General features: G+C 37.2%; 23 protein-coding genes and 5 tRNA genes. 23 read left to right on the top strand and 5 right to left on the bottom strand.

The annotated features are described in order from the left end of the window. Positions 1-575: 575 nt before the first annotated feature. Both ACFO3O_RS01550 and ACFO3O_RS01545 read right to left on the bottom strand, forming a co-directional pair. Positions 576-2,153, bottom strand: a complete 1,578-nt coding sequence (locus ACFO3O_RS01550; RefSeq protein WP_379976770.1) for an FAD-binding oxidoreductase — start codon at positions 2,151-2,153, stop codon at positions 576-578. 126 nt (positions 2,154-2,279) lie between these two features. Next, positions 2,280-2,651, bottom strand: a complete 372-nt coding sequence (locus ACFO3O_RS01545) for a hypothetical protein (protein ID WP_379976769.1) — start codon at positions 2,649-2,651, stop codon at positions 2,280-2,282. A gap of 152 nt (positions 2,652-2,803) precedes the next feature. Between ACFO3O_RS01545 and pdxH the strand changes: the two genes are divergently transcribed. From pdxH to ACFO3O_RS01520, 5 genes are all read left to right on the top strand, one after another. Continuing rightward, on the top strand, positions 2,804-3,448 hold the full coding sequence (gene pdxH / locus ACFO3O_RS01540; RefSeq protein WP_379976768.1) for a pyridoxamine 5'-phosphate oxidase: 645 nt from the start codon (positions 2,804-2,806) through the stop codon (positions 3,446-3,448). A gap of 1 nt (position 3,449) precedes the next feature. Beyond that, entirely contained in the window at positions 3,450-3,932 is a 483-nt protein-coding gene (locus tag ACFO3O_RS01535; RefSeq protein ID WP_379976767.1) for a SixA phosphatase family protein, read from the top strand. Between the two features lie 3 nt (positions 3,933-3,935). Next, the gene (gene ppk1 / locus ACFO3O_RS01530; RefSeq protein WP_379976766.1) at positions 3,936-5,999 is read left to right on the top strand and encodes a polyphosphate kinase 1; all 2,064 of its coding nucleotides are present in this window, start codon (positions 3,936-3,938) and stop codon (positions 5,997-5,999) included. Continuing rightward, positions 5,999-6,886: a Ppx/GppA phosphatase family protein gene (locus ACFO3O_RS01525; protein WP_379976765.1), complete on the top strand. Its 888-nt coding sequence runs from the start codon at positions 5,999-6,001 to the stop codon at positions 6,884-6,886. Before ppk1 ends, ACFO3O_RS01525 begins: the two co-directional genes overlap by 1 nt. A 211-nt stretch (positions 6,887-7,097) precedes the next feature. After that, the gene (locus tag ACFO3O_RS01520; protein WP_379976764.1) at positions 7,098-7,736 is read left to right on the top strand and encodes a porin family protein; all 639 of its coding nucleotides are present in this window, start codon (positions 7,098-7,100) and stop codon (positions 7,734-7,736) included. 72 nt (positions 7,737-7,808) lie between these two features. On the opposite strand, the gene ACFO3O_RS01515 is transcribed toward ACFO3O_RS01520, so the two are convergent. The 3 genes from ACFO3O_RS01515 to ACFO3O_RS01505 are packed head-to-tail and all read right to left on the bottom strand — an operon-like array spanning position 7,809 to position 10,473. Continuing rightward, positions 7,809-8,390, bottom strand: a complete 582-nt coding sequence (locus ACFO3O_RS01515; RefSeq protein ID WP_379977231.1) for a MiaE family protein — start codon at positions 8,388-8,390, stop codon at positions 7,809-7,811. A gap of 27 nt (positions 8,391-8,417) precedes the next feature. Beyond that, positions 8,418-10,241, bottom strand: a complete 1,824-nt coding sequence (locus tag ACFO3O_RS01510) for a DNA polymerase III subunit gamma/tau (protein ID WP_379976763.1) — start codon at positions 10,239-10,241, stop codon at positions 8,418-8,420. A 58-nt stretch (positions 10,242-10,299) separates the two neighbouring features. Beyond that, entirely contained in the window at positions 10,300-10,473 is a 174-nt protein-coding gene (locus ACFO3O_RS01505) for a Lacal_2735 family protein (protein WP_379976762.1), read from the bottom strand. 86 nt (positions 10,474-10,559) lie between these two features. On the opposite strand from ACFO3O_RS01505, the gene ACFO3O_RS01500 reads away from it, so the two are divergent. The 18 genes from ACFO3O_RS01500 to rplA all read left to right on the top strand — a co-directional run bounded on the left by ACFO3O_RS01500 (position 10,560) and on the right by rplA (position 22,113). Then, positions 10,560-10,790, top strand: coding sequence for a PspC domain-containing protein (locus tag ACFO3O_RS01500; protein ID WP_379976761.1), 231 nt, complete (start codon positions 10,560-10,562; stop codon positions 10,788-10,790). Further along, positions 10,787-11,809 carry a potassium channel family protein gene (locus ACFO3O_RS01495; protein WP_379976760.1) on the top strand — a complete coding sequence of 341 codons (1,023 nt, stop codon included), beginning with the start codon at positions 10,787-10,789 and terminating at the stop codon, positions 11,807-11,809. Before ACFO3O_RS01500 ends, ACFO3O_RS01495 begins: the two co-directional genes overlap by 4 nt. A 94-nt stretch (positions 11,810-11,903) precedes the next feature. Continuing rightward, positions 11,904-13,502 carry an alanine/glycine:cation symporter family protein gene (locus ACFO3O_RS01490; RefSeq protein WP_379977230.1) on the top strand — a complete coding sequence of 533 codons (1,599 nt, stop codon included), beginning with the start codon at positions 11,904-11,906 and terminating at the stop codon, positions 13,500-13,502. Positions 13,503-13,513: 11 nt separating this feature from the next. After that, the gene (locus tag ACFO3O_RS01485; RefSeq protein WP_379976759.1) at positions 13,514-14,389 is read left to right on the top strand and encodes a ComEA family DNA-binding protein; all 876 of its coding nucleotides are present in this window, start codon (positions 13,514-13,516) and stop codon (positions 14,387-14,389) included. A gap of 58 nt (positions 14,390-14,447) precedes the next feature. Beyond that, entirely contained in the window at positions 14,448-15,626 is a 1,179-nt protein-coding gene (locus ACFO3O_RS01480; RefSeq protein WP_379976758.1) for an acyl-CoA dehydrogenase family protein, read from the top strand. A gap of 91 nt (positions 15,627-15,717) precedes the next feature. Further along, on the top strand, positions 15,718-15,912 hold the full coding sequence (rpsU, locus tag ACFO3O_RS01475) for a 30S ribosomal protein S21 (protein WP_379976757.1): 195 nt from the start codon (positions 15,718-15,720) through the stop codon (positions 15,910-15,912). Between the two features lie 460 nt (positions 15,913-16,372). Continuing rightward, positions 16,373-17,263: a tyrosine-type recombinase/integrase gene (locus ACFO3O_RS01470; protein WP_379976756.1), complete on the top strand. Its 891-nt coding sequence runs from the start codon at positions 16,373-16,375 to the stop codon at positions 17,261-17,263. Positions 17,264-17,328: 65 nt separating this feature from the next. Continuing rightward, the gene (hpf, locus tag ACFO3O_RS01465) at positions 17,329-17,634 is read left to right on the top strand and encodes a ribosome hibernation-promoting factor, HPF/YfiA family (RefSeq protein ID WP_379976755.1); all 306 of its coding nucleotides are present in this window, start codon (positions 17,329-17,331) and stop codon (positions 17,632-17,634) included. Positions 17,635-17,743: 109 nt separating this feature from the next. Beyond that, positions 17,744-17,817 (top strand) — tRNA-Thr (locus ACFO3O_RS01460). Positions 17,818-18,135: 318 nt separating this feature from the next. Then, positions 18,136-18,217 (top strand) — tRNA-Tyr (locus tag ACFO3O_RS01455). A gap of 122 nt (positions 18,218-18,339) precedes the next feature. After that, a tRNA-Gly gene (locus ACFO3O_RS01450) sits at positions 18,340-18,412 on the top strand. Positions 18,413-18,456: 44 nt separating this feature from the next. Next, a tRNA-Thr gene (locus ACFO3O_RS01445) sits at positions 18,457-18,528 on the top strand. A gap of 111 nt (positions 18,529-18,639) precedes the next feature. Then, complete coding sequence (tuf, locus tag ACFO3O_RS01440; RefSeq protein ID WP_379976754.1) at positions 18,640-19,827, top strand: elongation factor Tu; 1,188 nt, start codon at positions 18,640-18,642, stop codon at positions 19,825-19,827. Positions 19,828-19,925: 98 nt separating this feature from the next. Continuing rightward, positions 19,926-19,998, top strand: a tRNA-Trp gene (locus tag ACFO3O_RS01435). Between the two features lie 108 nt (positions 19,999-20,106). Continuing rightward, the gene (gene secE, locus ACFO3O_RS01430; protein ID WP_379976753.1) at positions 20,107-20,307 is read left to right on the top strand and encodes a preprotein translocase subunit SecE; all 201 of its coding nucleotides are present in this window, start codon (positions 20,107-20,109) and stop codon (positions 20,305-20,307) included. 10 nt (positions 20,308-20,317) lie between these two features. Then, positions 20,318-20,872, top strand: coding sequence for a transcription termination/antitermination protein NusG (gene nusG / locus ACFO3O_RS01425; RefSeq protein WP_379976752.1), 555 nt, complete (start codon positions 20,318-20,320; stop codon positions 20,870-20,872). 84 nt (positions 20,873-20,956) lie between these two features. After that, positions 20,957-21,397 (top strand): 50S ribosomal protein L11, encoded by a 441-nt coding sequence (gene rplK, locus ACFO3O_RS01420; protein ID WP_379976751.1) that lies wholly within the window; start codon positions 20,957-20,959, stop codon positions 21,395-21,397. A gap of 20 nt (positions 21,398-21,417) precedes the next feature. After that, entirely contained in the window at positions 21,418-22,113 is a 696-nt protein-coding gene (gene rplA, locus ACFO3O_RS01415; RefSeq protein ID WP_379976750.1) for a 50S ribosomal protein L1, read from the top strand. Positions 22,114-22,115: the final 2 nt, after the last annotated feature.

Genomic DNA, 22,115 nt, shown 5'->3' with positions numbered 1-22,115 from the left:
CCCTTCCGTCTGAATCTCATACTTCGATTCATCCACCTTCGCTCAGAGCGGGAAGGAGCTTTTGTTTTCGTTTTTAAAGCAAGAGTAAGAGTTCCCCCTTCGGGGGTTAGGGGGCTGGGCTCCCTTCCGTCTGAATCTCATACTTCGATTCATCCACCTTCCCTCAGAGCGGGAAGGAGCTTTTGTTTTCGTTTTTAAAGCAAGAGTAAGAGTTCCCCCTTCGGGGGTTAGGGGGCTGGGCTCCCTTCCGTCTGAATCTCATACTTCGATTCATCCACCTTCGCTCAGAGAGGGAAGGAGCCTTTTGTTCTTAGTTTCAAAGTGTGTTAAGACTTCACAAAGGGAAATGGTTGTTTTTTATGTCACTTAGATATTAAAGTTAAAAATAGAGTAATACTCTATTTTTTAAAGTTTTTAGTCTTTTTATATTATTGTGTATGTTTTCGCGAAAGCGTGTAAAAGAATAAAGCATATGAGTTTCCCCTCTAAGAAGAGGGGACTAAGGGGAGTGTTTTTAAAGTCTATATTCTATCAGCGAAGCGGTCTATATTCTCTTCTCTTTTTTCCAAAAACGATTACACAATCGCTCCCAAAATCGTATCCAAACCACAGCGTTCTATGAATTTATTAGTGAATACCTTGGCAACATCATTTGATAATAGGGTATTACGCGCATCAATCCAAGCATTTACGTTGGCGGTACCATACATATTTTTGATGCGGGTTTTGTTGAGGTTAAAGTTGATTTTCCCCCAGTGTAATGTGTACGGGATGTTTTTGTCTTCCAATCGATTCCAAACGGCTTCATAAAAATCACGGGCTGCTTTGCTGTCAACACCATCCATTTCTAGGACACAGGTATGGGTAAATTTGGTAAAACCTAACGTGGCTTTGGTGCCTTTTACATATCGTAAGGAAAGTCCGCCAGGAAAAGGCTTATTTTCGTTTACATTTATAATTTCTTCTACAACGCGAGCGGCATCGGCAATGTCAATACCTATGGCAGCACTGGCGACTTTCCCTCTAAATTTAGTATAGTTAAAGAGTTCGCGAATGGTTCCTGTTTGTGGGGGTTGCGGTGCAAAAGCGAGACCAAACATGGTGTTCACCATCGGTGGAATCAATAGGTCTGATACCACGCCTAGTCGGTCTAAGGTTGAAGACATAATACCGAGTAAGTCATCTCCATATGTAAAGTTATTGTCGCGTACCACTGGGGTATAAGGCAATTGGTAGGGTTTCTTATACATGTATTTCAAAAAAGCTCCTTTGTCAGGATTGTTTTTCTCAAATTTGTGTAGGTTAAAAAGAACTTCAAAGTGATATAACTCTTTGTTAGGGCCTGCGCCAGGCAAGTTAAGACCTGAAAAGTCTAGTTGTGTCATGGCTTTTCTCAAAACATCATTATAGGGAATATCTCCTTTACGATGTTCTTCGAGAAGGAAAACAGGTTCGGTTTCGATCATGACGCCATGTATGAATCCAAAACTCCCAAAACTGACCAAAGCTGCTTCAAAGAGGGCGTCGTCTTTTATGATTTTGGCATCTAACCAATCCACAAATGCGGGTGCAGCCACTGGGTAGGAGGCTCGCTCCAGCCAAACATGTTCGTTAGGTCCTGTGATAATATGTAAACCCACTACAAAATCTTGAATGGCGCCGACTTCAAAAGCGGCACCGTGGGTGCCTGTCGATAAGGCGCCTGCAATGGTTTGTCCGTTACTGGCGCCAGAGGCTTTGATGGATCGTGCAGGTGTTTTATTGGCGAGCCGGTTGTTGATTTCGTAAATAATGCTTCCGCATTGTAAGAAGTAAAGGTCTTCTACTTGTTTCGGGTAGTTAGTGGCTACATACTTTCGCGTAAGCGGAAAAGAAAAATTTAATGAAGCTGTGTCTATGAGTCCGCCTTCGGTAACGCCTACTTTGGTAAAGGACCATCCGCTTCCCATCGCGCGCAGTCGGATATTATGATCAATACCGTGTTTAATAAGCCACTGGAAGTTTTTGGTGGTTTTATGATAGCGCTCTCGTCTCTTGCCACCAGAGGGATTATACACTTTAAAGGAGGTGTCGGGCACAAGGTCATGGGTGAAGTTTTCGTGCTTATTGGTCCATTGCTGGATGGGTAGTTTTTCTAATCCTTCTGGTATCATACTCAGTTGTATTAATGTATTTTTTAGCTCTTTTAGTTCTTAACCGTTGGCTGTTAGATCGTTAAAAAAGATGTTTTTAAGTCATTTTTATCGTTGTTCTAGAAGAAGCTCTCAATGATTGATTGTTTAATCGTCCAATCCTCCGTCGCCATCGTGTGGTCTTGCACACCCGTAGGTAACGGTTCTGTGATTTACAGCACCTAGAGTGACGAGGCTTAGTACAAAGTCTCCCAAAGAAGTTTTGGTTTCTACCCAAGTCATGGCTTTTTCGCGACATGGGCAAACAGCATTTTCAACTTCAGGGTTGGCATTGACCCGTTTTTGTTTTAATCCCCACCAGTAGCTCCAGCTGCTTTTTTTCTGGCATTCTATATTGACAGCACTGTCTTGATACGGATTGGCTTCTACGCGGGTACTTACGCAAGAAGCGGTGATACTAAGTGTCAATAAGATGACCAAAATGTGTGCGTACAGCTGTATATGTCTTTGTGGTTTCATAAAAAATGACTTTACCTATAAAGGTATAAAAATCAAGATATTGAATCAAGGGGTGAATGCCCCTATTTGAGTCTTGATTTTCTGGGTTAATTCTATGTGAAACCTATGATTATGGCTTTTAACTTTGTTAGCTTTCTCGTACCTTAGCGAGCATGAATAGAGACTTACATGCTTTTAGGCAAACATATGCAAAAGGAGAATTGCTCATTGAAAATGTGAGTGATCATCCTATGGCACAATTTACGACTTGGTTTAAAGAAATCGAGGAAGATGGTGGCGTAAAAGAACCCAATGCGATGACGCTTGCGACGCTAGGAGAAGATGGTTTTCCAAAATCGAGAATTGTTTTACTCAAAGAATATGATCAGAAGGGATTTGTGTTTTACACGAATTATGAGAGTGAAAAAGGAATGAGTATCGCCAACTATCCACAGGTGGGGATTTCTTTTTTTTGGCCGAGTATGGAGCGTCAGGTAATTATTAAGGGGACTGTGAGCAAAGTAGCTGCTGAGCGATCTGATCGCTATTTTAATGCACGCCCCAAGGATAGTCAACTAGGAGCATTGGTTTCTGATCAAAGTCGTGTGATTAAAGGACGTGAGGTATTGGAGGAAAAAATGAGTGCGCTTAAAGCGAAATATGATTCTGAGGTAATTAAAAGACCGTCTCATTGGGGAGGTTATTTGGTAAAACCCGTTTCTGTCGAATTTTGGCAAGGAAGACCTAGTAGATTACATGATCGAATCCGATATAGATTGGAAGATTCCTCATGGATAAAAGAACGTTTAGCACCTTGATATGAAAACACTATACCTAGTACGACATGCAAAATCCAGTTGGAAGTTTGATGTCATTGATCATGCACGCCCCCTTAATGATAGAGGATTGCGAGATGCACCTTTAGTGGCTGCTCACGTAGCCGATGCCATGCCAAAACCAGACCTGATCATGAGTAGTGATGCGATGCGTGCGAAGACGACTGCGTTTTTTTTCGCGAAAGCGTATAACATTTCAGAAAAAGACATTGTATTAGACTACAAATTATATGATTTTGATGGAAGGGATCTCGTAGAAGTGATACGGAGTTGTGATGACAGCATAGATTGTTTAATGGTGTTTGGGCATAATAACGCGATGACCAATGTGGTAAATACGTACGGGGATAAACGAATTGATAACGTCCCTACCTGCGGATTTACAGCGATTGAATTTTCTGTAAATCATTGGAGGGATATAAGTCAAGGAAAGACTATTTTTACGAGCATACCTAAAGAATTATAAAGCATGAACGAACAACAAAGTAGCAGATATATAAATAGAGAATTAAGTTGGTTACAGTTTAATGGTCGTGTGTTACAAGAAGCTGCTGATGAGACAGTACCTCTTATAGAACGATTACGTTTTTTAGGTATTTTTTCTAATAATCTAGATGAGTTTTTTAAGGTGCGTTATGCCACAGTTCGTCGTATTGTACGTGCAGGGCGTAAGGGTAGAAAAGCATTAGGGGTGTACACAGCAGAAGAATTACTGCCTATGATTACCGATATTGTGATAGAACAGCAGGCAGAGAGTTTAAATATCTTGGATGATATTTATAAAAAACTTGAAGATGAAGGGATTCATATTCTTGATGAAACTCAGATTACACACGAAAAACATCAGAAATTTATCAAGGATTTCTTTACTGAAGAGGTAAGTCCGGCGATAGAGACCATCATTTTAAGAGAAGATGTAGAGTTGCCTCGCATACAGGATTTAGATGCATACCTAACTATAAAAATGGTTATGAAAGGAGAAAAGCCTCCTATTTATGCATTGCTTGAAATACCAAGCAGTATCGATCGTTTTATTGTACTGCCTAAAATAGATGATCATGATTGTATCATGATGATTGATGATTTGATACGTTACAATTTAGATAGCTTCTTTAGTATTTTTGATTATGAGTCTATCTCTGCACACATGATTAAAATTACACGAGATGCAGAGCTTGACATAGAGTCTGATCTAGGTAAGAGTTTTATTGAGAAACTTTCCCAGTCTGTACAAGGGAGAGAAGATGGGGCTCCTGTACGTTTTGTATTTGACAAAACTATAGAGGAAGAGACTTTAGCTTTTTTACTTAAGAAGCTGGATATAGAAAATGATGATAGTATCATTCCTGGAGGGAGATATCATAATCGTAAAGATTATATGGGCTTCCCGAGTTTGGGTCGTAAGGATTTGTTGTATCCAAAGCAAAAACCGCTTCCTATTAAAGGTATTACATTGGATTGTAGCATGTTTGAAAAAATAGCTAAAAAAGACTATTTGCAATATGCACCTTATCACACCTTTGCATACACGATTAAGTTTTTAAGAGAGGCAGCACTCGATCCAAAGGTGAAGTCAGTAAAAATTACCATATACAGACTTGCTAAAATGTCACATATTGCAAGTGCATTGATTAATGCAGCTCAAAATGGGAAAGAGGTTACAGTGCAGATAGAACTTCGTGCTCGTTTTGATGAGGAGTCCAATATGATGTATGCTAAGCAGATGGAAAATCAAGGGGTCAAACTTATTTTTGGGGTACCTGGATTAAAAGTGCATAGTAAAGTGTGTGTGATAGAGCGAGAGGAAAATGATAAAATAAAGAGGTATGGTTTTATAAGTACAGGAAACTTTAATCATAAAACGGCTGCGATATACACAGATTATACACTCTTTACAGCAGATCAAAATATACTAAAGGACTTGTCAAAACTCTTTGTGTTTTTTGATACGAATTATATTGTTAATAAGTACAAGCATTTAATAGTGTCTCCTCATTACAGTAGGAATACATTTTATAAGCTTATAGATGAGCAGATAGCAATCTCAGAAGAGGGAGGGCAAGGCTATATACTACTTAAACTTAATAGTATTTCTAACTATGCAATTATTGACAAGCTCTATGAGGCTAGTCAGGCGGGTGTTCAAGTAGATTTAATGATAAGAGGGATTTGTTGTTTGATTCCTGGAGTTCCAGGATTAAGTGAAAATATTCGTGCTATTAGTATCATAGATAAATTCTTAGAACATCCAAGAGTATATGTTTTTGGAAAAGGAGATACGTCTAAGGTGTATATATCTTCTTCAGACTGGATGTCACGTAATCTTGATAACAGAGTGGAGGTAAGTTGTCCTATATATGACAAAGATATAAAGAGGGAAATTCTAGAAACATTAGATATTTGTTGGAATGATAATGTAAAAGCACGACTACTCAATTCAAAACAGGATAACGCTTATGTTAAAAATGACAAGCCAAAAGTACGATCCCAATTTGCTACCTATGATTATTATCTAAATGCTTTGAAAGAATAATGCTAACCATTGAGAAATATGCGGCGATTGACATAGGGTCTAATGCTATTAGACTTCTAGTGGCCAATGTTATTGAGCAAGAGAATAGTCCGACGCTTTTTAGAAAGAATGAATTAATAAGAGTCCCAATTCGATTAGGGGAGGATGTTTTTACCAAAGGAGCAATTTCAGAAAAAAATACGCAGCGAATGCTAGACGCTATGCAGGCGTTTCGATTACTCATGAATGCGCATCAAGTAAAGTATTATAGAGCTTGTGCTACGTCTGCGATGCGAGAGGCGATAAATGGGGATGCAGTTGTGAAAATGGTAAAAGAAAAAACGAGTATAGAAATCGAAATCATCGATGGGAAAGAAGAAGCAGCTATTATTGCGGCTACAGATTTACATAGTATTATTCAAAAAAGTAGAGTATATCTCTACGTAGATGTAGGGGGAGGTAGTACAGAATGTACGCTGTATGACCAAGGAAAAGTAAAGACGTCAAGATCTTTTAAAATAGGAACTGTTCGTATTTTGAATCATCTAGTAACTGAATCTGCTTGGAAGCGTATGTTGCGGTGGATTACTGACGAAACAAGCTCTTATTCAAAAATAACAGTGATTGGTTCAGGAGGAAATATTAATAAGATTATGAAGATGAGTGGACGAAAATCCAGCAAATCACTTTCATACATTCATCTTTTAAATTTTCATGAAAAGTTAAACAACCTAAGTTATGATGATCGTGTGATTAAATTAGGTCTAAATCCTGATAGGGCAGACGTCATAATTCCTGCGCTTCAAATCTATTTACGTACCATGAAATGGTCAGGTGCAGAGCAGATTATTGTGCCTAGCATAGGATTATCTGACGGTATTATTAAATCCCTATATAAATCAAAATAGAAGCTTTTATCTTAAGCTTCGCATGAATTATGGTCATTAGTCGATGTTTTTTTAACATTCAAAGATTAATAGGGTTCCTTCTTTTATTTTTTTTTATAATACCCGTAAAAGAGTGTATCTTTCACTCGGAAGATTAATACTTTAGTTGTAAATACGTGTGAATTATATCTAAAATTAGCGCTGTATACGACAATTACAATACTTGAAAATTATGAAGAAAATTACATTATTATTTAGCATTTGTGTGATGCTTTGTTGTTCATTATCACAGGCACAGGGTATAGGCTATGGTTTTAAATTAGGAGCCAATATAAGCCAGATTAATAGCTTTTCTTTTGATATTGTCAATACCGCAGGTGATACACCTAGAGAAGGTTTTGATACACTAGAGAGCAGTAATCTTGGATTTGCTATTACTTTTTTTGCTGAAATTCCGCTTAGTGAGCGTCTTGCTTTTCAGCCAGAATTTATGTTTTCTTCTCAAGGAAATAAATTTGAAGGATTGCGATATGAATACCTTCAATTGCCATTAGCTCTTAAAATTAATTTAAATAAACTATTTATTAATCTAGGGCCTCAGGCGGGATTAAAGGTTTCTGCTTTTGAGCAATCTGAAGATTTTTCAAGTTTTGAATTTTCTGGATTTGGAGGGCTTGGATATCAATTTACAGACAATTTCTTTGCAGAAGTCCGTTATACCATAGGATTTTCAGAAGTGTTTGAAGATGATGCTGCTATTGAATTACCTACCTTTATAGCGGGTAGTAATGAGACCAATGTAGATAATGTTCTTACAAATGCTTCAGGAAAGAACAGTTATTTTACGATAAGCATTGGATACCGATTATAAGAAATATACACAGTATAAAATAAAAGCCTCATCGTTATGATGAGGCTTTTGTTATTTTTATCATTGTTTGTTCTACCCGTGAATAGTCTCTGTGGTACTAAGGTCTTTCATGACTTGCGCTTCAAATTCAAGTAATTCTTGCCATTTTGCATCTACTACTTTACGATCTCCATATTGACGTGCAAATCGTAAAAACATGGCATAATGCCCTGCTTCACTGATCATTAATTTTTTGTAAAAGCGTGCTAGTTTTTTGTCTTCCAACTCTTCAGAGAGTAAGCGGAAGCGTTCGCAACTTCTTGCTTCAATCAGACCTGCAACCAGTAATCTATTGACAAGACTTTCTACACGATTTCCCCCTTTCGGGAAATAAAAACGCAGTTTATGTACGTAAGGATCTTTACGCTCACGTCCTAGTGAAAGACCACGTTCTCTCATGATATCATGAACCATTTTGAAATGGCTCATTTCTTCTTGCGCAAGATCACTCATTTCTGATACTAACTCTGAATATTCTGGAAAACCAATAATAAAAGAAATTGCAGAAGACGCTGCTTTTTGTTCGCAATACGCATGGTCTGTAAGTATTTCTTCAATATTTTTTTCTACAATATTTACCCATCTTGGATCTGTGGGTAATTTGAGATGTAGCATTTGTATGGGTTCTTTTTCTTCCATAGATTATAATTCTAAATCAAAAACTCGTTTGAGAATTTCTAAATCAGGGTTTTGCTCTTTTAGCTTGTCATATTTTTCTTGAGGCGTATAGGCATACTTACGTTGCACCTCTTCATTTACAATAATCTCTAAAGTGATATCATAATTCTTAAGCTTGCGTTTAAGAAATTCCAATAAAGGTCCTTGTGCTCGCTCAACTTCCACCTTCATCGTGGCATTTGGATATTCTAATGTAATAACCGTTCCATTTAGTTTGGGAGTATCTGCTTCTAGATTGGAAGCAATGATTTTTTCTCCTCGATGGGATAATCTAGCTACATATTCTTTCCAGACAGCTTGCATTGCTATTTCTGTAAAAGGCTCTTTAGGTAAATTAGTGACATCTACTTTTTGATGTTTCCGTTTTTCTTCTAACTCCTTTTTACGCTGCAATCCTTTTAGAGATAATCCAGAAATTCGCTCTTTAGAAATCGAGATGTTGGGTTGTGGAGTCGTAACTGTGTTCTCTAGTTTTGGAGTTTGAGTAATTGGTTGAGTGGCTATCTGAGTGGGTTGTTCCTGAGTTATAGGTTGTGACTGAGCAGATTGTTTTACCGTTTCGGTTGTGGGTGCTGTATTTTTGTCTTGAGTTTGGTTTTGTACAACTGTAGGAGATTCTTTCTCGATAGTCGCCGTAGCTTTTAATGTTCTATCTACTTTTTGAGCGCTTTCTGAGGATAATTTATAAAATGACGGAGGGATTATGAAAGGTGTGTCATTTTTTTTTTCTCCATCATACGTGATAGAGGCAAGCTGCATAAGGCAAAGTTCGACAAGTAATCGTTGGTTACGGCTTGTTTTATAGGTGAGGTCACAGCTATTTGCCATTTCAATGGCTTTTAGCAAGAAAGGCATTTCTGTTTTTTGTGATTGCTCGTAGTATTTCTTTTTGGTTTCGTTTCCAACTTCTAGAAGATGAATGGTAGGTGGGTTTTTACAAACCATTAAGTCTCTAAAGTGCGAGGCAAGTCCTGCGATAAAATGATGTCCATCAAACCCTCTAGAGAGAATATCATTGAATTGTAATAATAATTGTGGGATATCATTTTTTAAAATAAAACTGGTGGCTGTAAAGTAGGTTTCGTAATCTAAAACATTTAAGTTTTCTGTGACCGCTTTTCGCGAAAGCGTTTTACCACTAAAACTCACGACTCTATCAAAGATAGACAGCGCATCTCGCATGGCTCCATCAGCCTTTTGGGCAATAATATGCAATGCCTCCTCATCTGCTTCGATGCCCTCTTCTTGTGCAATTTGTACCAAGTGCTTTCTCGCATCGGTGACGGTGATTCTTTTAAAATCAAAAATCTGACAGCGAGATAAGATAGTGGGTATGATTTTATGCTTTTCTGTCGTGGCGAGTATAAAAATTGCATGCTTAGGAGGCTCTTCTAATGTCTTTAAGAACGCATTAAAAGCTGCTTGTGATAGCATGTGTACCTCATCTATGATATATACTTTATAGGTACCTACTTGTGGCGGGATTCTAACTTGATCGATTAGATTTCTAATATCATCTACCGAGTTATTGGAGGCTGCATCTAATTCAAAAATATTAAAGGCAAAATCTTCATCGAGACGCGTGTTTTCGTCTTGATTAATTCGTTTTGCAAGAATTCGAGCGCAGCTTGTTTTACCAACTCCACGCGGACCACAAAAAAGGAGTGCTTGTGCGAGGTGATCATTAGCAATGGCGTTTTCAAGCGTATTGGTAATAGCCTGCTGACCCACAACGTCTTTAAACGTTTGAGGGCGGTATTTTCTAGCAGATACGATGAAATGTTCCATAGTGGCAAATATAAAATAGGGATTTCAAAAACAGCCTACTACTGAAAAGATTTCTTATTTATTTATTAACAGAAAGTGCCGCGATCTCTTTTTCTAGTTCGGCAGCCTTTGCGTACAAAGCATCGCTTTCGGAGCGATTTGTTTTTGAGAGCTTGAAAGCGTCTTCTAACACTTTTTTGTGTTGTTTTTGTAATTTTTCTAAGGGTGATTTTTTTCCAAAAAGTCCAAACATAATTTTTTATTTAAAAATACATCATAGATGTGTATTATCCTATAAAACTTCTACCTTATATAGAGATACTTTTGTATTTTGCAGAGATGTTAAAATTCGTTTATAAAATCAGGCATTATTTTGAGAAGCATGGATTTTATGTTTCTTCTCGACTAGCAGATAGGTTAGGGATGCGAGCAAAGAATGTGCGGTTATTCTTTATATACATATCTTTTGCAACACTAGGTGCTGGTTTTGCATTATATCTCACCTCTGCTTTTTTGTTAAAACTTAAGGATTTGGTATATACAAAACGAACTTCTGTCTTTGATTTATGAAAGGTATATTTGATTTTTTCAGAAGTAAAATATACGCTGCAGTCACGCTTGTAGTATGCACACTTCTTGTAGGTGTGCTCGGCTATAAATTCATTGCCGGATATGGATGGGTAGATGCTTTGTACATGACGGTGATTACGGTCACAACTGTGGGCTTTGGAGAAGTAAACCCTCTTACACCTGAAGCCAAGTTATTTACGGTGATTCTTATATTGTGTAGTGTTGTTATCGTGGGTTTTGCTATTTCGGTCATTACAGAATACATTATAAGTAGAAATACATATGATACTTTAAAACTTAAAAAAGTGCAAAAACAAATAGATGAATTATCAAATCATATTATTGTCTGTGGCTATGGACGTAATGGTCAACAGGCGGTTGAAAAGCTGAGAGCGTACAATAAAGCTTTTATTGTGATAGATATGGATGATGAGGTGATAGAGCGTTACGCAGATTCTCAGACGCTATTTATTAAGGGGAACGCTAATGAAGATGAGATACTCATCAATGCGGGAGTAGAGCGCGCAAGCACCCTTATTTCTGCATTACCAGATGATGCAGATAATCTCTTTGTGGTTTTGAGTGCAAGACAACTTAATAAAAATCTTAAAATTATAAGTCGGGCGGAGTATGAAACCTCTCAGAAAAAATTAAAACTAGCAGGAGCAGATAATGTGATTATGCCTAATCGAATAGGAGGCGATCACATGGCGTCCTTGGTTGTCGTGCCTGATTTGATAGAATTTCTAGACAATCTTTCTGTAGTAGGCGAAGAAGATTCAATTAATGTAGAAGAAATTGGTTTTGAGAAAGTATGTCCAAACGGGCAAGAAGTGAGTATTAAAGAAATAGATTTTCGTTATAAAACAGGATGTACCATTATAGGGTACAAATCGCCAGAGGGTAAGTATATCGTAAATCCAGGTGCTGATTTAATTTTAAGAAAAGATTCAAAACTTATTGTGATTGGACGTCCAGAACAAATCATAAACCTACATCAGGTTTTTGGAATTTCATAATCACTATCGATTTTTAAGAATCATTTCTTTGATTAAGGTGCTTTTTTTCGCATATTGCTACTCGATTTAATAATAACCTAACATATATTAAATGATGAAGAAATATCTTCTTTCACTTGCAACTATTTTAATGCCTTTCTTATCTTTTGCTCAAGAAGTAACAGAAAAAGGAATAGATCAAAAAATAGACGAAGCTTTTGGCGACGCTACAGGTTGGTTTGTTAACTTTATTTTCTATCAAATTCCATTTAGTGAAGATGTCAGAATATTTTGGGTTTTATTCCCCCTAATATTGGGAGCATTGTTTTTTACAATTTATTTTAAGTTTATAAATTTTACAGGATTTTGGACCTCGATTAATATTGTAAGGGGAAAGTATGATGATTTAGATCATCATGAATCCATGGTGATGGCAGGAGACTCTACACCAGGAGGTGATGCTATAGAGACTATTGCAGTCGAAGGGCATGAAGGAGAGGTAAGTCACTTTCAGGCACTTACTGCTGCATTATCTGCGACCGTAGGTTTGGGTAATATTGCTGGAGTTGCCATCGCAGTATCTATTGGAGGTGCAGGAGCGACTTTTTGGATGATTATAGCAGGGTTACTTGGTATGGCTTCTAAGTTTGTAGAATGTACGCTAGGTGTTAAGTATAGAGATATTGAGGCAGACGGTACTGTGTATGGAGGGCCGATGTATTACTTAACTAAAGGATTGAAATTAAAAGGATTGGGAGGGTTAGGTAAAGTCTTAGCAGCCCTTTTTGCTATTTTTGTTATTGGAGGTTCTTTTGGGGGTGGAAATATGTTCCAGGTAAATCAAGCTTTCCAACTGGTAGAAAACATTACAGGCGGAAGCGAGTCTTTTATTCATGGAAAAGGATGGTTATTTGGTCTTGTGATGGCTATACTTGTAGGGATCGTTATTATAGGGGGTATCAAAAAGATTGCTAAGGTAACAGATAAGATTGTTCCTTTTATGGTGGTAATATATGTTGCCGCTTCTCTCTTTGTTATTTTTGTAAACTTTAATATGGTAGGTGATGCGTTTATGCAAATTTTTAATGGTGCTTTTAGTCCAGTAGGAATTGCAGGTGGAGCGGTTGGAGTTCTTGTACAAGGTTTCAGAAGAGCAGCTTTCTCAAATGAGGCAGGTGTTGGTTCTGCTTCTATTGCGCATTCTGCGGTAAAAACAAAGTATGCTGCTAGTGAAGGATTAGTTGCCTTGTTAGAGCCATTTATTGATACAGTTGTTGTATGTACAATGACTGCTTTAGTATTAATCATTACGGGTAATGTAGCGGCTGAGAATTCTACTTTAAATGATGCACAAGCAATTTTACTAACTTCAGGAGCCTTTGAATCTGCTATTTCTTGGTTCCCTTATGTTCTTACTGTAGCCGTAGTATTATTTGCATTCTCTACGATGATCTCTTGGTCTTATTATGGATTCCAAGGATGGGCATACCTTTTTGGACGTTCAAAAAAGATGGAATACTTATATAAATTTATCTTCTGTATTTTTGTTATCATTGGAGCAGCAGCAAGTTTAGGATCAGTTATTGGGTTCTCAGACGCTATGATTTTTGCGATGATGGTTCCAAATATGGTCGGTATCGTGATTTTAGCTCCGAAAGTAAAAGAAGAATTTAATAAATACATGGCTGCAATAAAAGCACGTAAAGCCGCATAGTAATTTTATATATGAAAAATTTAAAATCCCACTTCTTTTATGACAGACAAAAAAGAAGTGGGATTTTGGTATTTATAGGTCTCATTATTTTTCTGATCAGTATCTCCGTTTGGTATGAGCCGCCATATGATGTAGCCATCTCCAAAGAAGAGCAGCACGAAGTTAAGATGTTTCAAAAGCAGATAGACTCTTTAAAACGTGTTGCCACAGAAAACAGGAAACCCAAACGATATCCATTCAACCCCAATTACATTACAGATCATAAAGGATATACCTTAGGAATGAGTGTTGAAGAGGTGGATCGCTTGCACCGCTTTCGCGAAAGCGGACAATGGATTAACTCCACGTCAGATTTTAAGAAAGTGACTCACGTCTCTGACTCTTTACTAGCAATCATTTCTCCTTATTTTAAATTCCCAGATTGGGTGACCAATCCCAAGCCTAAGAAAAAATATTCGTCTAAGCCAACTTGGAAAACTTACGATCAAAAACGAGACCTCAATAAAATTACAGTAAACGCTTTGCTTGCTGTCGAAGGAATCGATGAAGTGGCTGCAGATAAGATCATGCGGCATCTTAAAAAAGTAGGCGGGTATCAGGTAGATAATCAATTGTATGATGTGTATGGGGTGACTACAAAACAAAAACGTGCGGTTCTTAATGACTATACCGTAAAAGAAAAGCCAGTAATTACTTTTATAAATGTAAATAAAGCATCTGCTTCCGATTTATCCACAATACCTCTTCTAAATTTTGATCTTGCCAAAGAGATTGTAGATTATAGAATCCTTCATGAGGGGATACAATCGCTTGATGAATTGTCCCAACTAGATGGGATGACCGACTATAAATTAGCTAGAATTAAGTTATATTTGTCTGTTGATTAGAACAGGCAACAATCTGTTTAACAAATCAGCAATTTTAGGTCTAAATTTACGTATAAAGATGAACGAATTATATTTTACAGAAGAGCATAATCTATTTAGAGAAAGTTTGCAGGATTTTCTTCAAAAAGAAGTAGTGCCTCACGTAGAAACATGGGAAGAAACAGGAAAGATTGATCGATTTATCTGGAAGAAATTCGGAGATATGGGATTTTTTGGAATCGCGTATCCTGAAGAATATGGAGGGATGGGATTGGACTTTTTTTACACGGTTATCCTTCTTGAAGAACTTCAAAAAATAAACTCAGGCGGATTTGCAGCGGCGATTTGGGCACATGCCTATTTAGCAATGACACATCTTAATGCCGAAGGAGATACGCGCATTAAATCAGAATATCTAGCACCAAGTATTGCTGGCGATAAAATAGGATGTCTTTGTATTACAGAACCTTTTGGAGGGAGTGATGTTGCGGGGATGAGAACTACGGCTGTAAAAGAGGGTGATCATTATATCATAAACGGATCTAAAACATTTATCACAAACGGGGTTTACTCAGATTATCTAGTGGTGGCAGCAAAGACGGCACCCGAGTTAGGAGGAAAAGGAATGAGTATTTTTGTGATAGATCGTGACACCCCTGGTGTATCGGCTACAAAACTGGATAAGTTAGGTTGGCGAGCTTCAGATACTGGAGAGATTGCTTTTGATAACGTAAAAATTCCTGTGGCAAATCTCATGGGAGAAGAAAATAAAGGTTTTGGATACATCATGCAGCACTTTGCGTCAGAGCGATTAATTATGGGAATCAATGCCCATGCACGCGCAGAGTTTGCTATTGAGTATGCACTAGGGTATATGAAAGAACGTACGGCTTTTGGACAATCAATAGATCGTTTTCAAGCGTTACGACATAAAATTGCGGAGCGAAAAGCAGAGGTAGAGATGTCAAAAGCGTTTAACTATGCGATTGCCTATCGCCTTAATAAAGGAGAATATGTAGTAAAAGAAGCGACCATGTCAAAACTTACAGCTACAAAAATAGCCGATGAGGTCATTTATGACTGTCTTCAGATGCTAGGAGGATATGGTTATATGGAAGAATATCCAATGGCAAGACTCTTAAGAGATAGCAGATTAGGTCCTATTGGAGGTGGTACTTCAGAGATTTTAAGAGAGATTATTGCAAAAATGATCATCGATAAAAAAGAGTACAAGCCACAAACAGAAACAAAAGCTTAAAATAATTGAATAGGAAGTTGCAGAAATAACTAATAGTAGTATATTTGCACCCTGAAAACCGAATAAGAATTTAAAGAAAGGAGGTCCCACTATGTTAATTATACCAGTAAAAGACGGAGAAAATATAGATAGAGCGCTAAAACGTTTCAAGCGTAAATTTGATCGTACTAAGACTATGCGTAACCTAAGGGAGCGTAAGCAGTTCACAAAGCCTTCTGTAAACAGAAGACGTGAAATCCAAAAGGCTGCCTACATTCAAGGTCTTAGAGATAAAGAAAATATCTAGCAATACAGTATCCGTCACTCATACGTGTATGAGATGTCTGGATTAACAGAAAGAGAACTTCTCTTTCCAGATACATAACCGTTACTTTATAAAGTATATCTTTGTGAAGTAACGGTTTTTTAGTGAAACGCTGTTTTGAAAAGTCCAAAGGGCGAATTCAAAATAGCTAGTTATACCAGTTATTAATTGAATTTACCGGAAAAGAAAACGATGATTTTTTTCTTTATATGAGAGAGAAAACTAAAGCATAGCCTAAGCTACGGTTTCTTTTTTCTTGTGAAATAGAAAGGAAAAAAGGGTGTTTTATTACAGTAAATTCAATTGGTAAATGGTATTAATCTAATCCCGCTTTTTCAGCGGGATCTGTGATTTAATACCTCCCTGTTGGATCAATTTTTTGATTCTAAAGTCAGTTTTGGGGTGTATTATTTTTTAGTTAACTAATGTTTTTCGGTAAATTATGTATCTCAATGCTTTCACAGAATATCTTGCGCTAGAAAAGAACTACAGTTCTCATACGGTTCTTGCATATAAAAGAGATATTGAGGCTTTTTCCGCTTTCGCGAAAGCGAACTATGATCAAACAAATTTAGAGGCCATTCACTATGCTCAGATCAGGAGTTGGATTGTGACGCTTGTAGATTCGGGAATTTCTAATAGAACTGTGAATAGGAAAGTGTCTTCACTTAAGGCGTTTTATAAATTCTTAGTAAAAATAGAAGTGATAGATGTGACGCCTTTGGTAAAGCACAAAGCGCTTAAAACTGCTAAAAAACTCCAAATCCCTTTTTCAGAAAATGAAGTTTCAGAGACGTTTGATCTGATTTCTTTTTCTGATGATTTTGAATCCCTCAGGGATCTTTTGATTTTGGAATTATTATATGGAACTGGAATGCGGCGTGCAGAGCTTATTAATCTTACGATAGGAAGTGTGGATCTGTCTCAAAAAACAATACGGGTCATAGGGAAGCGTAATAAAGAGCGTATCATGCCTTTGTTGCCAAATATTTGTGAAACGATAAGTAAATATTTGGTTAAGAGAGATGAGGTTGCGCTACGATCTGCGGGATCTCCTTTATTGATTACCAAGAAAGGGATTAAATTATATGATACGCTTGTTTATAGAATAATAAATCAGTATTTTAGTAAGACGTCAAACAAAATCAAAAAGAGTCCACATATTATTAGACATTCTTTTGCAACACATTTGCTTAATCAAGGAGCAGATTTGAATACCGTAAAAGATTTATTAGGTCATGCAAGTCTTGCTTCTACGCAAGTCTATACACATAATAGTATTAAAACATTACGTAATGTCTATACCAGTGCACATCCTCGTAATAAAAAATGATGATTGTTTGCCGAAATAATGGTGGTAATTCCATCAGAGTTCTAACCCTTAAAATATAGTGGCATATGAAAGTAATTATTGAAGCCCCACAATTTGATCCAGATGTAAAGTTGATTGAGTTTATCCAAAAGAAGTTAAATAAGTTAGAGCAGTTTTATGATAAAATAATACATGCTGATGTGTTTTTAAAGTTGGAGCCTAATAATAAACCTCAAAATAAAATTGTAGAAATACTAATAAGTGTACCAGGAGATGAGTTTATTATAAAAAAGAACTCAAAATCATTTGAAGAAGGAGTTGACCTCTGTGTGCAATCCCTAGAAAGAGTGCTTTTGAAAAGAAAAGAAAAAATAAGAGCACATACAGCGTAAAAAAAATAAATAAAAAGTTTTGTTAGATATTAAAATTGTCTACATTTGCAGTCCGTTAGAAATAACGGACTTTTTTTATGTCTTTCGAAAGGCGTCAATGAAGTAAAAAGCCGATGTAGCTCAGCTGGCTAGAGCAGCTGATTTGTAATCAGCAGGTCGTGGGTTCGAGTCCCTCCATCGGCTCTTTAAAATTGAAATGTTGGATTGTGTTAATTTATGTCCTTAAATAAGGATATTCAATTAGTACTGGGGCGAGAAGTTTATGCTGAGCGTAGTCGAAGTAAGTCCCTCCATCGGCTCTTTAAATTTTGAAATAAAGTGTTAGAATTTGGATGTTGTTTCTTTATGAAGCAAAATTCATTTGGGGCGAGAAGTTTATGCTGAGCGTAGTCGAAGTAAGTCCCTCCATCGGCTCTTTAAATTAAAAAGAAAAGTTCTTTAAAATTATTGTTTATAATCGATTTTAAATGCATACTTTTGCATCCGAAAAAATTGATAAAAGGGGAGATACTCAAGCGGCCAACGAGGACGGACTGTAACTCCGTTGTTTTTAACTTCGCAGGTTCGAATCCTGCTCTCCCCACAACATTATTTTCAAGTAAAAATTGATACAGTTTTTACTTGAAATTTTTTATATCACTAGATGGTGATATGTTTTGAAATATTGTTAAATACCTTTTGATACTATATATAGTATTAATAAATGCGGGAGTAGCTCAGTTGGTAGAGCGTCAGCCTTCCAAGCTGAATGTCGCCGGTTCGAACCCGGTCTCCCGCTCTTAGGTACCTTTGGGTATTGAGCTTTCGCGAAAGCGTAAACCAGCCGACGTAGCTCAGGGGTAGAGCGTTTCCTTGGTAAGGAAGAGGCCACGGGTTCAAATCCCGTCGTTGGCTCAATTAAAGAAAAATAAGAGTGCTGGTCATACTCTCTTTTGTGTTTAATCAAAAGACAAAAAAGATCAAAAAGAATAAACACTAATAATAACTAAGATTAAATATTAAATCATGGCAAAGGAAACTTTTGACCGCTCGAAGCCGCACTTAAATATCGGTACAATTGGGCACGTAGATCACGGTAAAACTACACTTACTGCTGCGATCACTACAGTACTTGCAAACGCAGGTTTATCAGAAATGAGATCATTCGATTCTATCGATAACGCTCCTGAAGAAAAAGAAAGAGGTATTACTATTAATACTTCACACGTTGAGTATTCAACTGCAAACCGTCACTACGCACACGTTGACTGTCCAGGTCACGCCGATTACGTAAAGAACATGGTAACAGGAGCTGCTCAAATGGATGGAGCTATTCTTGTGGTTGCTGCTACAGATGGTCCTATGCCACAAACACGTGAGCATATCCTTCTTGGACGTCAGGTAGGTATTCCTCGTATTGTTGTATTCATGAATAAAGTGGATATGGTAGATGACGAAGAATTACTTGAATTAGTAGAGATGGAAATCAGAGAACTTCTTTCTTTCTACGAGTATGATGGAGATAATGGTCCAGTTATAGCTGGTTCAGCTCTTGGGGCTCTTAATGGAGAGCAGAAGTGGGTTGATACAGTTATGGAGCTTATGAATGCTGTAGATGAGTGGATTGAAGAGCCACTTCGTGATACTGACAAAGATTTCTTAATGCCTATCGAAGATGTATTCTCTATTACTGGTCGTGGTACTGTTGCTACAGGTCGTATTGAGACTGGAGTTGCAAAAACTGGAGATCCTGTTGAGATCATCGGAATGGGAGCTGAGAAATTGACTTCTACGATTACTGGTATTGAGATGTTCCGTAAAATATTAGATAGAGGTGAAGCTGGAGATAATGCAGGTATTTTATTAAGAGGTATTGAGAAGACTCAAATTTCTCGTGGTATGGTAATCACTAAGCCAGGATCTGTAACTCCACATAAAAACTTCAAAGCAGAGGTTTATATCCTTAAAAAAGAAGAAGGTGGGCGTCACACTCCATTCCATAACAACTACCGTCCGCAGTTTTACGTACGTACAACTGATGTAACTGGTAACATTGCACTTCCAGAAGGAGTTGAAATGGTTATGCCTGGAGATAACTTAACAATTACTGTTGAGCTTATTCAGCCTATCGCATTAAACTTAGGTCTTCGTTTTGCTATCCGTGAAGGAGGTAGAACAGTAGGAGCAGGTCAGGTAACTGAGATCCTAGACTAAGTCTATAAATGAATTTATAAAAGTAAAGGTGTTCCGATTATTCGGGACGCCTTGACTTTTGTTTAAAAGACCTCTTAGTTAATGTCTTTTGAATATTTACGGGTTTAGCTCAGTTGGTAGAGCACTGGTCTCCAAAACCAGGTGTCGGGAGTTCGAGTCTCTCAACCCGTGCATAAACAAGTAGGATGTTGTTGTAACATATTGCTTATTTGATTACAAAAAAATAAGATGCTTCAATGTGAGTTGGGGTATTCTTCAAAATCATAAGAATAAAAAATTATGGCTGGATTTATAAATTACGTACAAGAATCGTACAACGAGTTAAAGAATCATGTGACGTGGACTCCGTTAGCGGAAGCGCAACGTCTTATGGTAGTAGTTGCTGTTTTTTCAATTATATTCTCTTTAGCAGTTTGGGGTGTTGATTCTGTTTTTAGTAACGTGATTAAGCTGTATTTTGAAAAAATAGTAGGTGCTTAATTTTATAACTATGGCTAAGACAAACAACACCAAAGATTGGTATGTAGTAAGGGCCGTTAGTGGTCAAGAAAATAAAATTAAAGCTTATATAGAACAAGAAATCGGAAGATTAAACCTTGAAGACTATATAGAAGAAGTTTTAGTTCCTACTGAAAAAGTAATACAAATCCGTAATGGTAAGAAAATAAATAAAGAAAGAGTTTATTTTCCTGGTTACATTATGGTAAAAGCTCATTTAGGAGGAGAGATTCCTCACATTATCAAATCGATAAATGGTGTGATTGGGTTTTTAGGAGAGGTAAAAGGTGGAGATCCTGTGCCACTCCGTAAGTCAGAGGTAAATCGTATGCTTGGTAAAGTAGATGAATTATCAGTAAAACAAGACAACGTTGCGATTCCTTTCACTGTTGGTGAAACGATTAAGGTGATAGACGGTCCATTTAATGGATTTAATGGAACTGTAGAAAAAGTGAATGAGGAAAAACGTAAGCTAGAGGTAATGGTAAAGATTTTCGGAAGAAAGACACCATTAGAGTTGAGCTACATGCAAGTTGAAAAAGTATAAATAAATAAGTGTTACATTAATATATTTTGGATTTTGTTCTATTGCTTCCAACTCTCAGAACAAGTCAAAGTTAAATTTTGAAAAATGGCAAAAGAAGTAAGTAAGGTTGTAAAGTTACAAGTACGAGGAGGCGCTGCAAACCCTTCTCCACCAGTAGGACCTGCTTTAGGTGCAGCCGGCGTTAACATCATGGAGTTCTGTAAGCAATTTAATGCTAGAACACAAGATAAAGCTGGTAAAGTGCTTCCTGTTGTTATTACTGTTTATGGAGACAAGTCTTTTGACTTTGTGATTAAAACTCCACCAGCAGCAGTTCAATTAATGGAAGCAGCTAAAGTAAAAGGTGGTTCAGGTGAGCCTAACCGTAAAAAAGTTGCAAAAGTTACTTGGGATCAAGTAAAAGCTATTGCAGAAGATAAAATGCCCGATTTAAATGCATTTACTATAGAAAGCGCTATGAAAATGGTAGCTGGTACTGCAAGATCAATGGGTATCACGGTTAAAGGTGGAGATGCTCCAGCTTAACATCCAAAAAGAAAATTAAAATGGCAAAATTAACAAAAAAGCAAAAAGAAAATCAAGCTAAGATTGAGGCTGGTAAAGCGTATACTCTTGCTGATGCTTCTGCTTTAATAAAAGAAGTAAGCAACGTAAATTTCGATGCTTCCGTAGATATTGCTGTACGTCTTAATGTAGACCCTCGTAAAGCAAACCAGATGGTTCGTGGTGTAGTTACACTACCACACGGTACTGGGAAGGATGTAAAAGTGCTCGCACTTGTTACTCCAGATAAAGAGGCAGAAGCAAAAGAGGCAGGTGCAGATTATGTGGGTCTTGATGAATACCTTGACAAAATCAAAGGTGGATGGACTGATGTAGATGTAATTATTACAATGCCAAGTGTTATGGGTAAATTAGGACCATTAGGACGTGTCTTAGGACCACGTGGTTTAATGCCTAACCCAAAGACAGGTACAGTAACAATGGATATCGCAAAAGCAGTTTCAGACGTGAAAGCGGGTAAAATCGACTTTAAAGTTGACAAAACTGGTATTGTTCACGCATCTGTTGGAAAGGCATCTTTTGATGCAGATAAAATTGCAGGTAATGCAAAAGAATTACTGACTACATTAGTAAAATTGAAGCCTACAACAGCAAAAGGGGTGTACATAAAGAGTATCTTTTTATCAAGTACAATGAGCCCTGGTGTTGAAGTAGATTCTAAATCTTACGCTAGTTAAAT

It is taken from the genome of Dokdonia ponticola, from assembly GCF_042653865.1.
Taxonomy (GTDB): domain Bacteria; phylum Bacteroidota; class Bacteroidia; order Flavobacteriales; family Flavobacteriaceae; genus Dokdonia; species Dokdonia ponticola.
The sequence above is the reverse complement of the archived record's forward strand: the minus strand, read 5'-3'. Positions and strand labels throughout refer to the sequence as shown.

What these genes read in the sequence shown, in the direction of transcription:
- nusG (WP_379976752.1), top strand. Translation starts at nt 20,318, where the DNA reads ATGGCTAAGACAAACAACACCAAAGATTGGTATGTAGTAAGGGCCGTT.
- ACFO3O_RS01480 (WP_379976758.1), top strand. Translation starts at nt 14,448, where the DNA reads ATGAACGAATTATATTTTACAGAAGAGCATAATCTATTTAGAGAAAGT.
- ACFO3O_RS01520 (WP_379976764.1), top strand. Translation starts at nt 7,098, where the DNA reads ATGAAGAAAATTACATTATTATTTAGCATTTGTGTGATGCTTTGTTGT.
- pdxH (WP_379976768.1), top strand. Translation starts at nt 2,804, where the DNA reads ATGAATAGAGACTTACATGCTTTTAGGCAAACATATGCAAAAGGAGAA.
- ACFO3O_RS01505 (WP_379976762.1), bottom strand. Translation starts at nt 10,473, where the DNA reads ATGTTTGGACTTTTTGGAAAAAAATCACCCTTAGAAAAATTACAAAAA.
- ACFO3O_RS01550 (WP_379976770.1), bottom strand. Translation starts at nt 2,153, where the DNA reads ATGATACCAGAAGGATTAGAAAAACTACCCATCCAGCAATGGACCAAT.
- rplA (WP_379976750.1), top strand. Translation starts at nt 21,418, where the DNA reads ATGGCAAAATTAACAAAAAAGCAAAAAGAAAATCAAGCTAAGATTGAG.
- ACFO3O_RS01545 (WP_379976769.1), bottom strand. Translation starts at nt 2,651, where the DNA reads ATGAAACCACAAAGACATATACAGCTGTACGCACACATTTTGGTCATC.
- ACFO3O_RS01525 (WP_379976765.1), top strand. Translation starts at nt 5,999, where the DNA reads ATGCTAACCATTGAGAAATATGCGGCGATTGACATAGGGTCTAATGCT.
- rpsU (WP_379976757.1), top strand. Translation starts at nt 15,718, where the DNA reads ATGTTAATTATACCAGTAAAAGACGGAGAAAATATAGATAGAGCGCTA.
- ACFO3O_RS01470 (WP_379976756.1), top strand. Translation starts at nt 16,373, where the DNA reads ATGTATCTCAATGCTTTCACAGAATATCTTGCGCTAGAAAAGAACTAC.
- rplK (WP_379976751.1), top strand. Translation starts at nt 20,957, where the DNA reads ATGGCAAAAGAAGTAAGTAAGGTTGTAAAGTTACAAGTACGAGGAGGC.
- hpf (WP_379976755.1), top strand. Translation starts at nt 17,329, where the DNA reads ATGAAAGTAATTATTGAAGCCCCACAATTTGATCCAGATGTAAAGTTG.
- ACFO3O_RS01490 (WP_379977230.1), top strand. Translation starts at nt 11,904, where the DNA reads ATGAAGAAATATCTTCTTTCACTTGCAACTATTTTAATGCCTTTCTTA.
- ACFO3O_RS01535 (WP_379976767.1), top strand. Translation starts at nt 3,450, where the DNA reads ATGAAAACACTATACCTAGTACGACATGCAAAATCCAGTTGGAAGTTT.
- ACFO3O_RS01495 (WP_379976760.1), top strand. Translation starts at nt 10,787, where the DNA reads ATGAAAGGTATATTTGATTTTTTCAGAAGTAAAATATACGCTGCAGTC.
- ACFO3O_RS01500 (WP_379976761.1), top strand. Translation starts at nt 10,560, where the DNA reads ATGTTAAAATTCGTTTATAAAATCAGGCATTATTTTGAGAAGCATGGA.
- secE (WP_379976753.1), top strand. Translation starts at nt 20,107, where the DNA reads ATGGCTGGATTTATAAATTACGTACAAGAATCGTACAACGAGTTAAAG.
- tuf (WP_379976754.1), top strand. Translation starts at nt 18,640, where the DNA reads ATGGCAAAGGAAACTTTTGACCGCTCGAAGCCGCACTTAAATATCGGT.
- ppk1 (WP_379976766.1), top strand. Translation starts at nt 3,936, where the DNA reads ATGAACGAACAACAAAGTAGCAGATATATAAATAGAGAATTAAGTTGG.
- ACFO3O_RS01485 (WP_379976759.1), top strand. Translation starts at nt 13,514, where the DNA reads ATGAAAAATTTAAAATCCCACTTCTTTTATGACAGACAAAAAAGAAGT.
- ACFO3O_RS01515 (WP_379977231.1), bottom strand. Translation starts at nt 8,390, where the DNA reads ATGCTACATCTCAAATTACCCACAGATCCAAGATGGGTAAATATTGTA.
- ACFO3O_RS01510 (WP_379976763.1), bottom strand. Translation starts at nt 10,241, where the DNA reads ATGGAACATTTCATCGTATCTGCTAGAAAATACCGCCCTCAAACGTTT.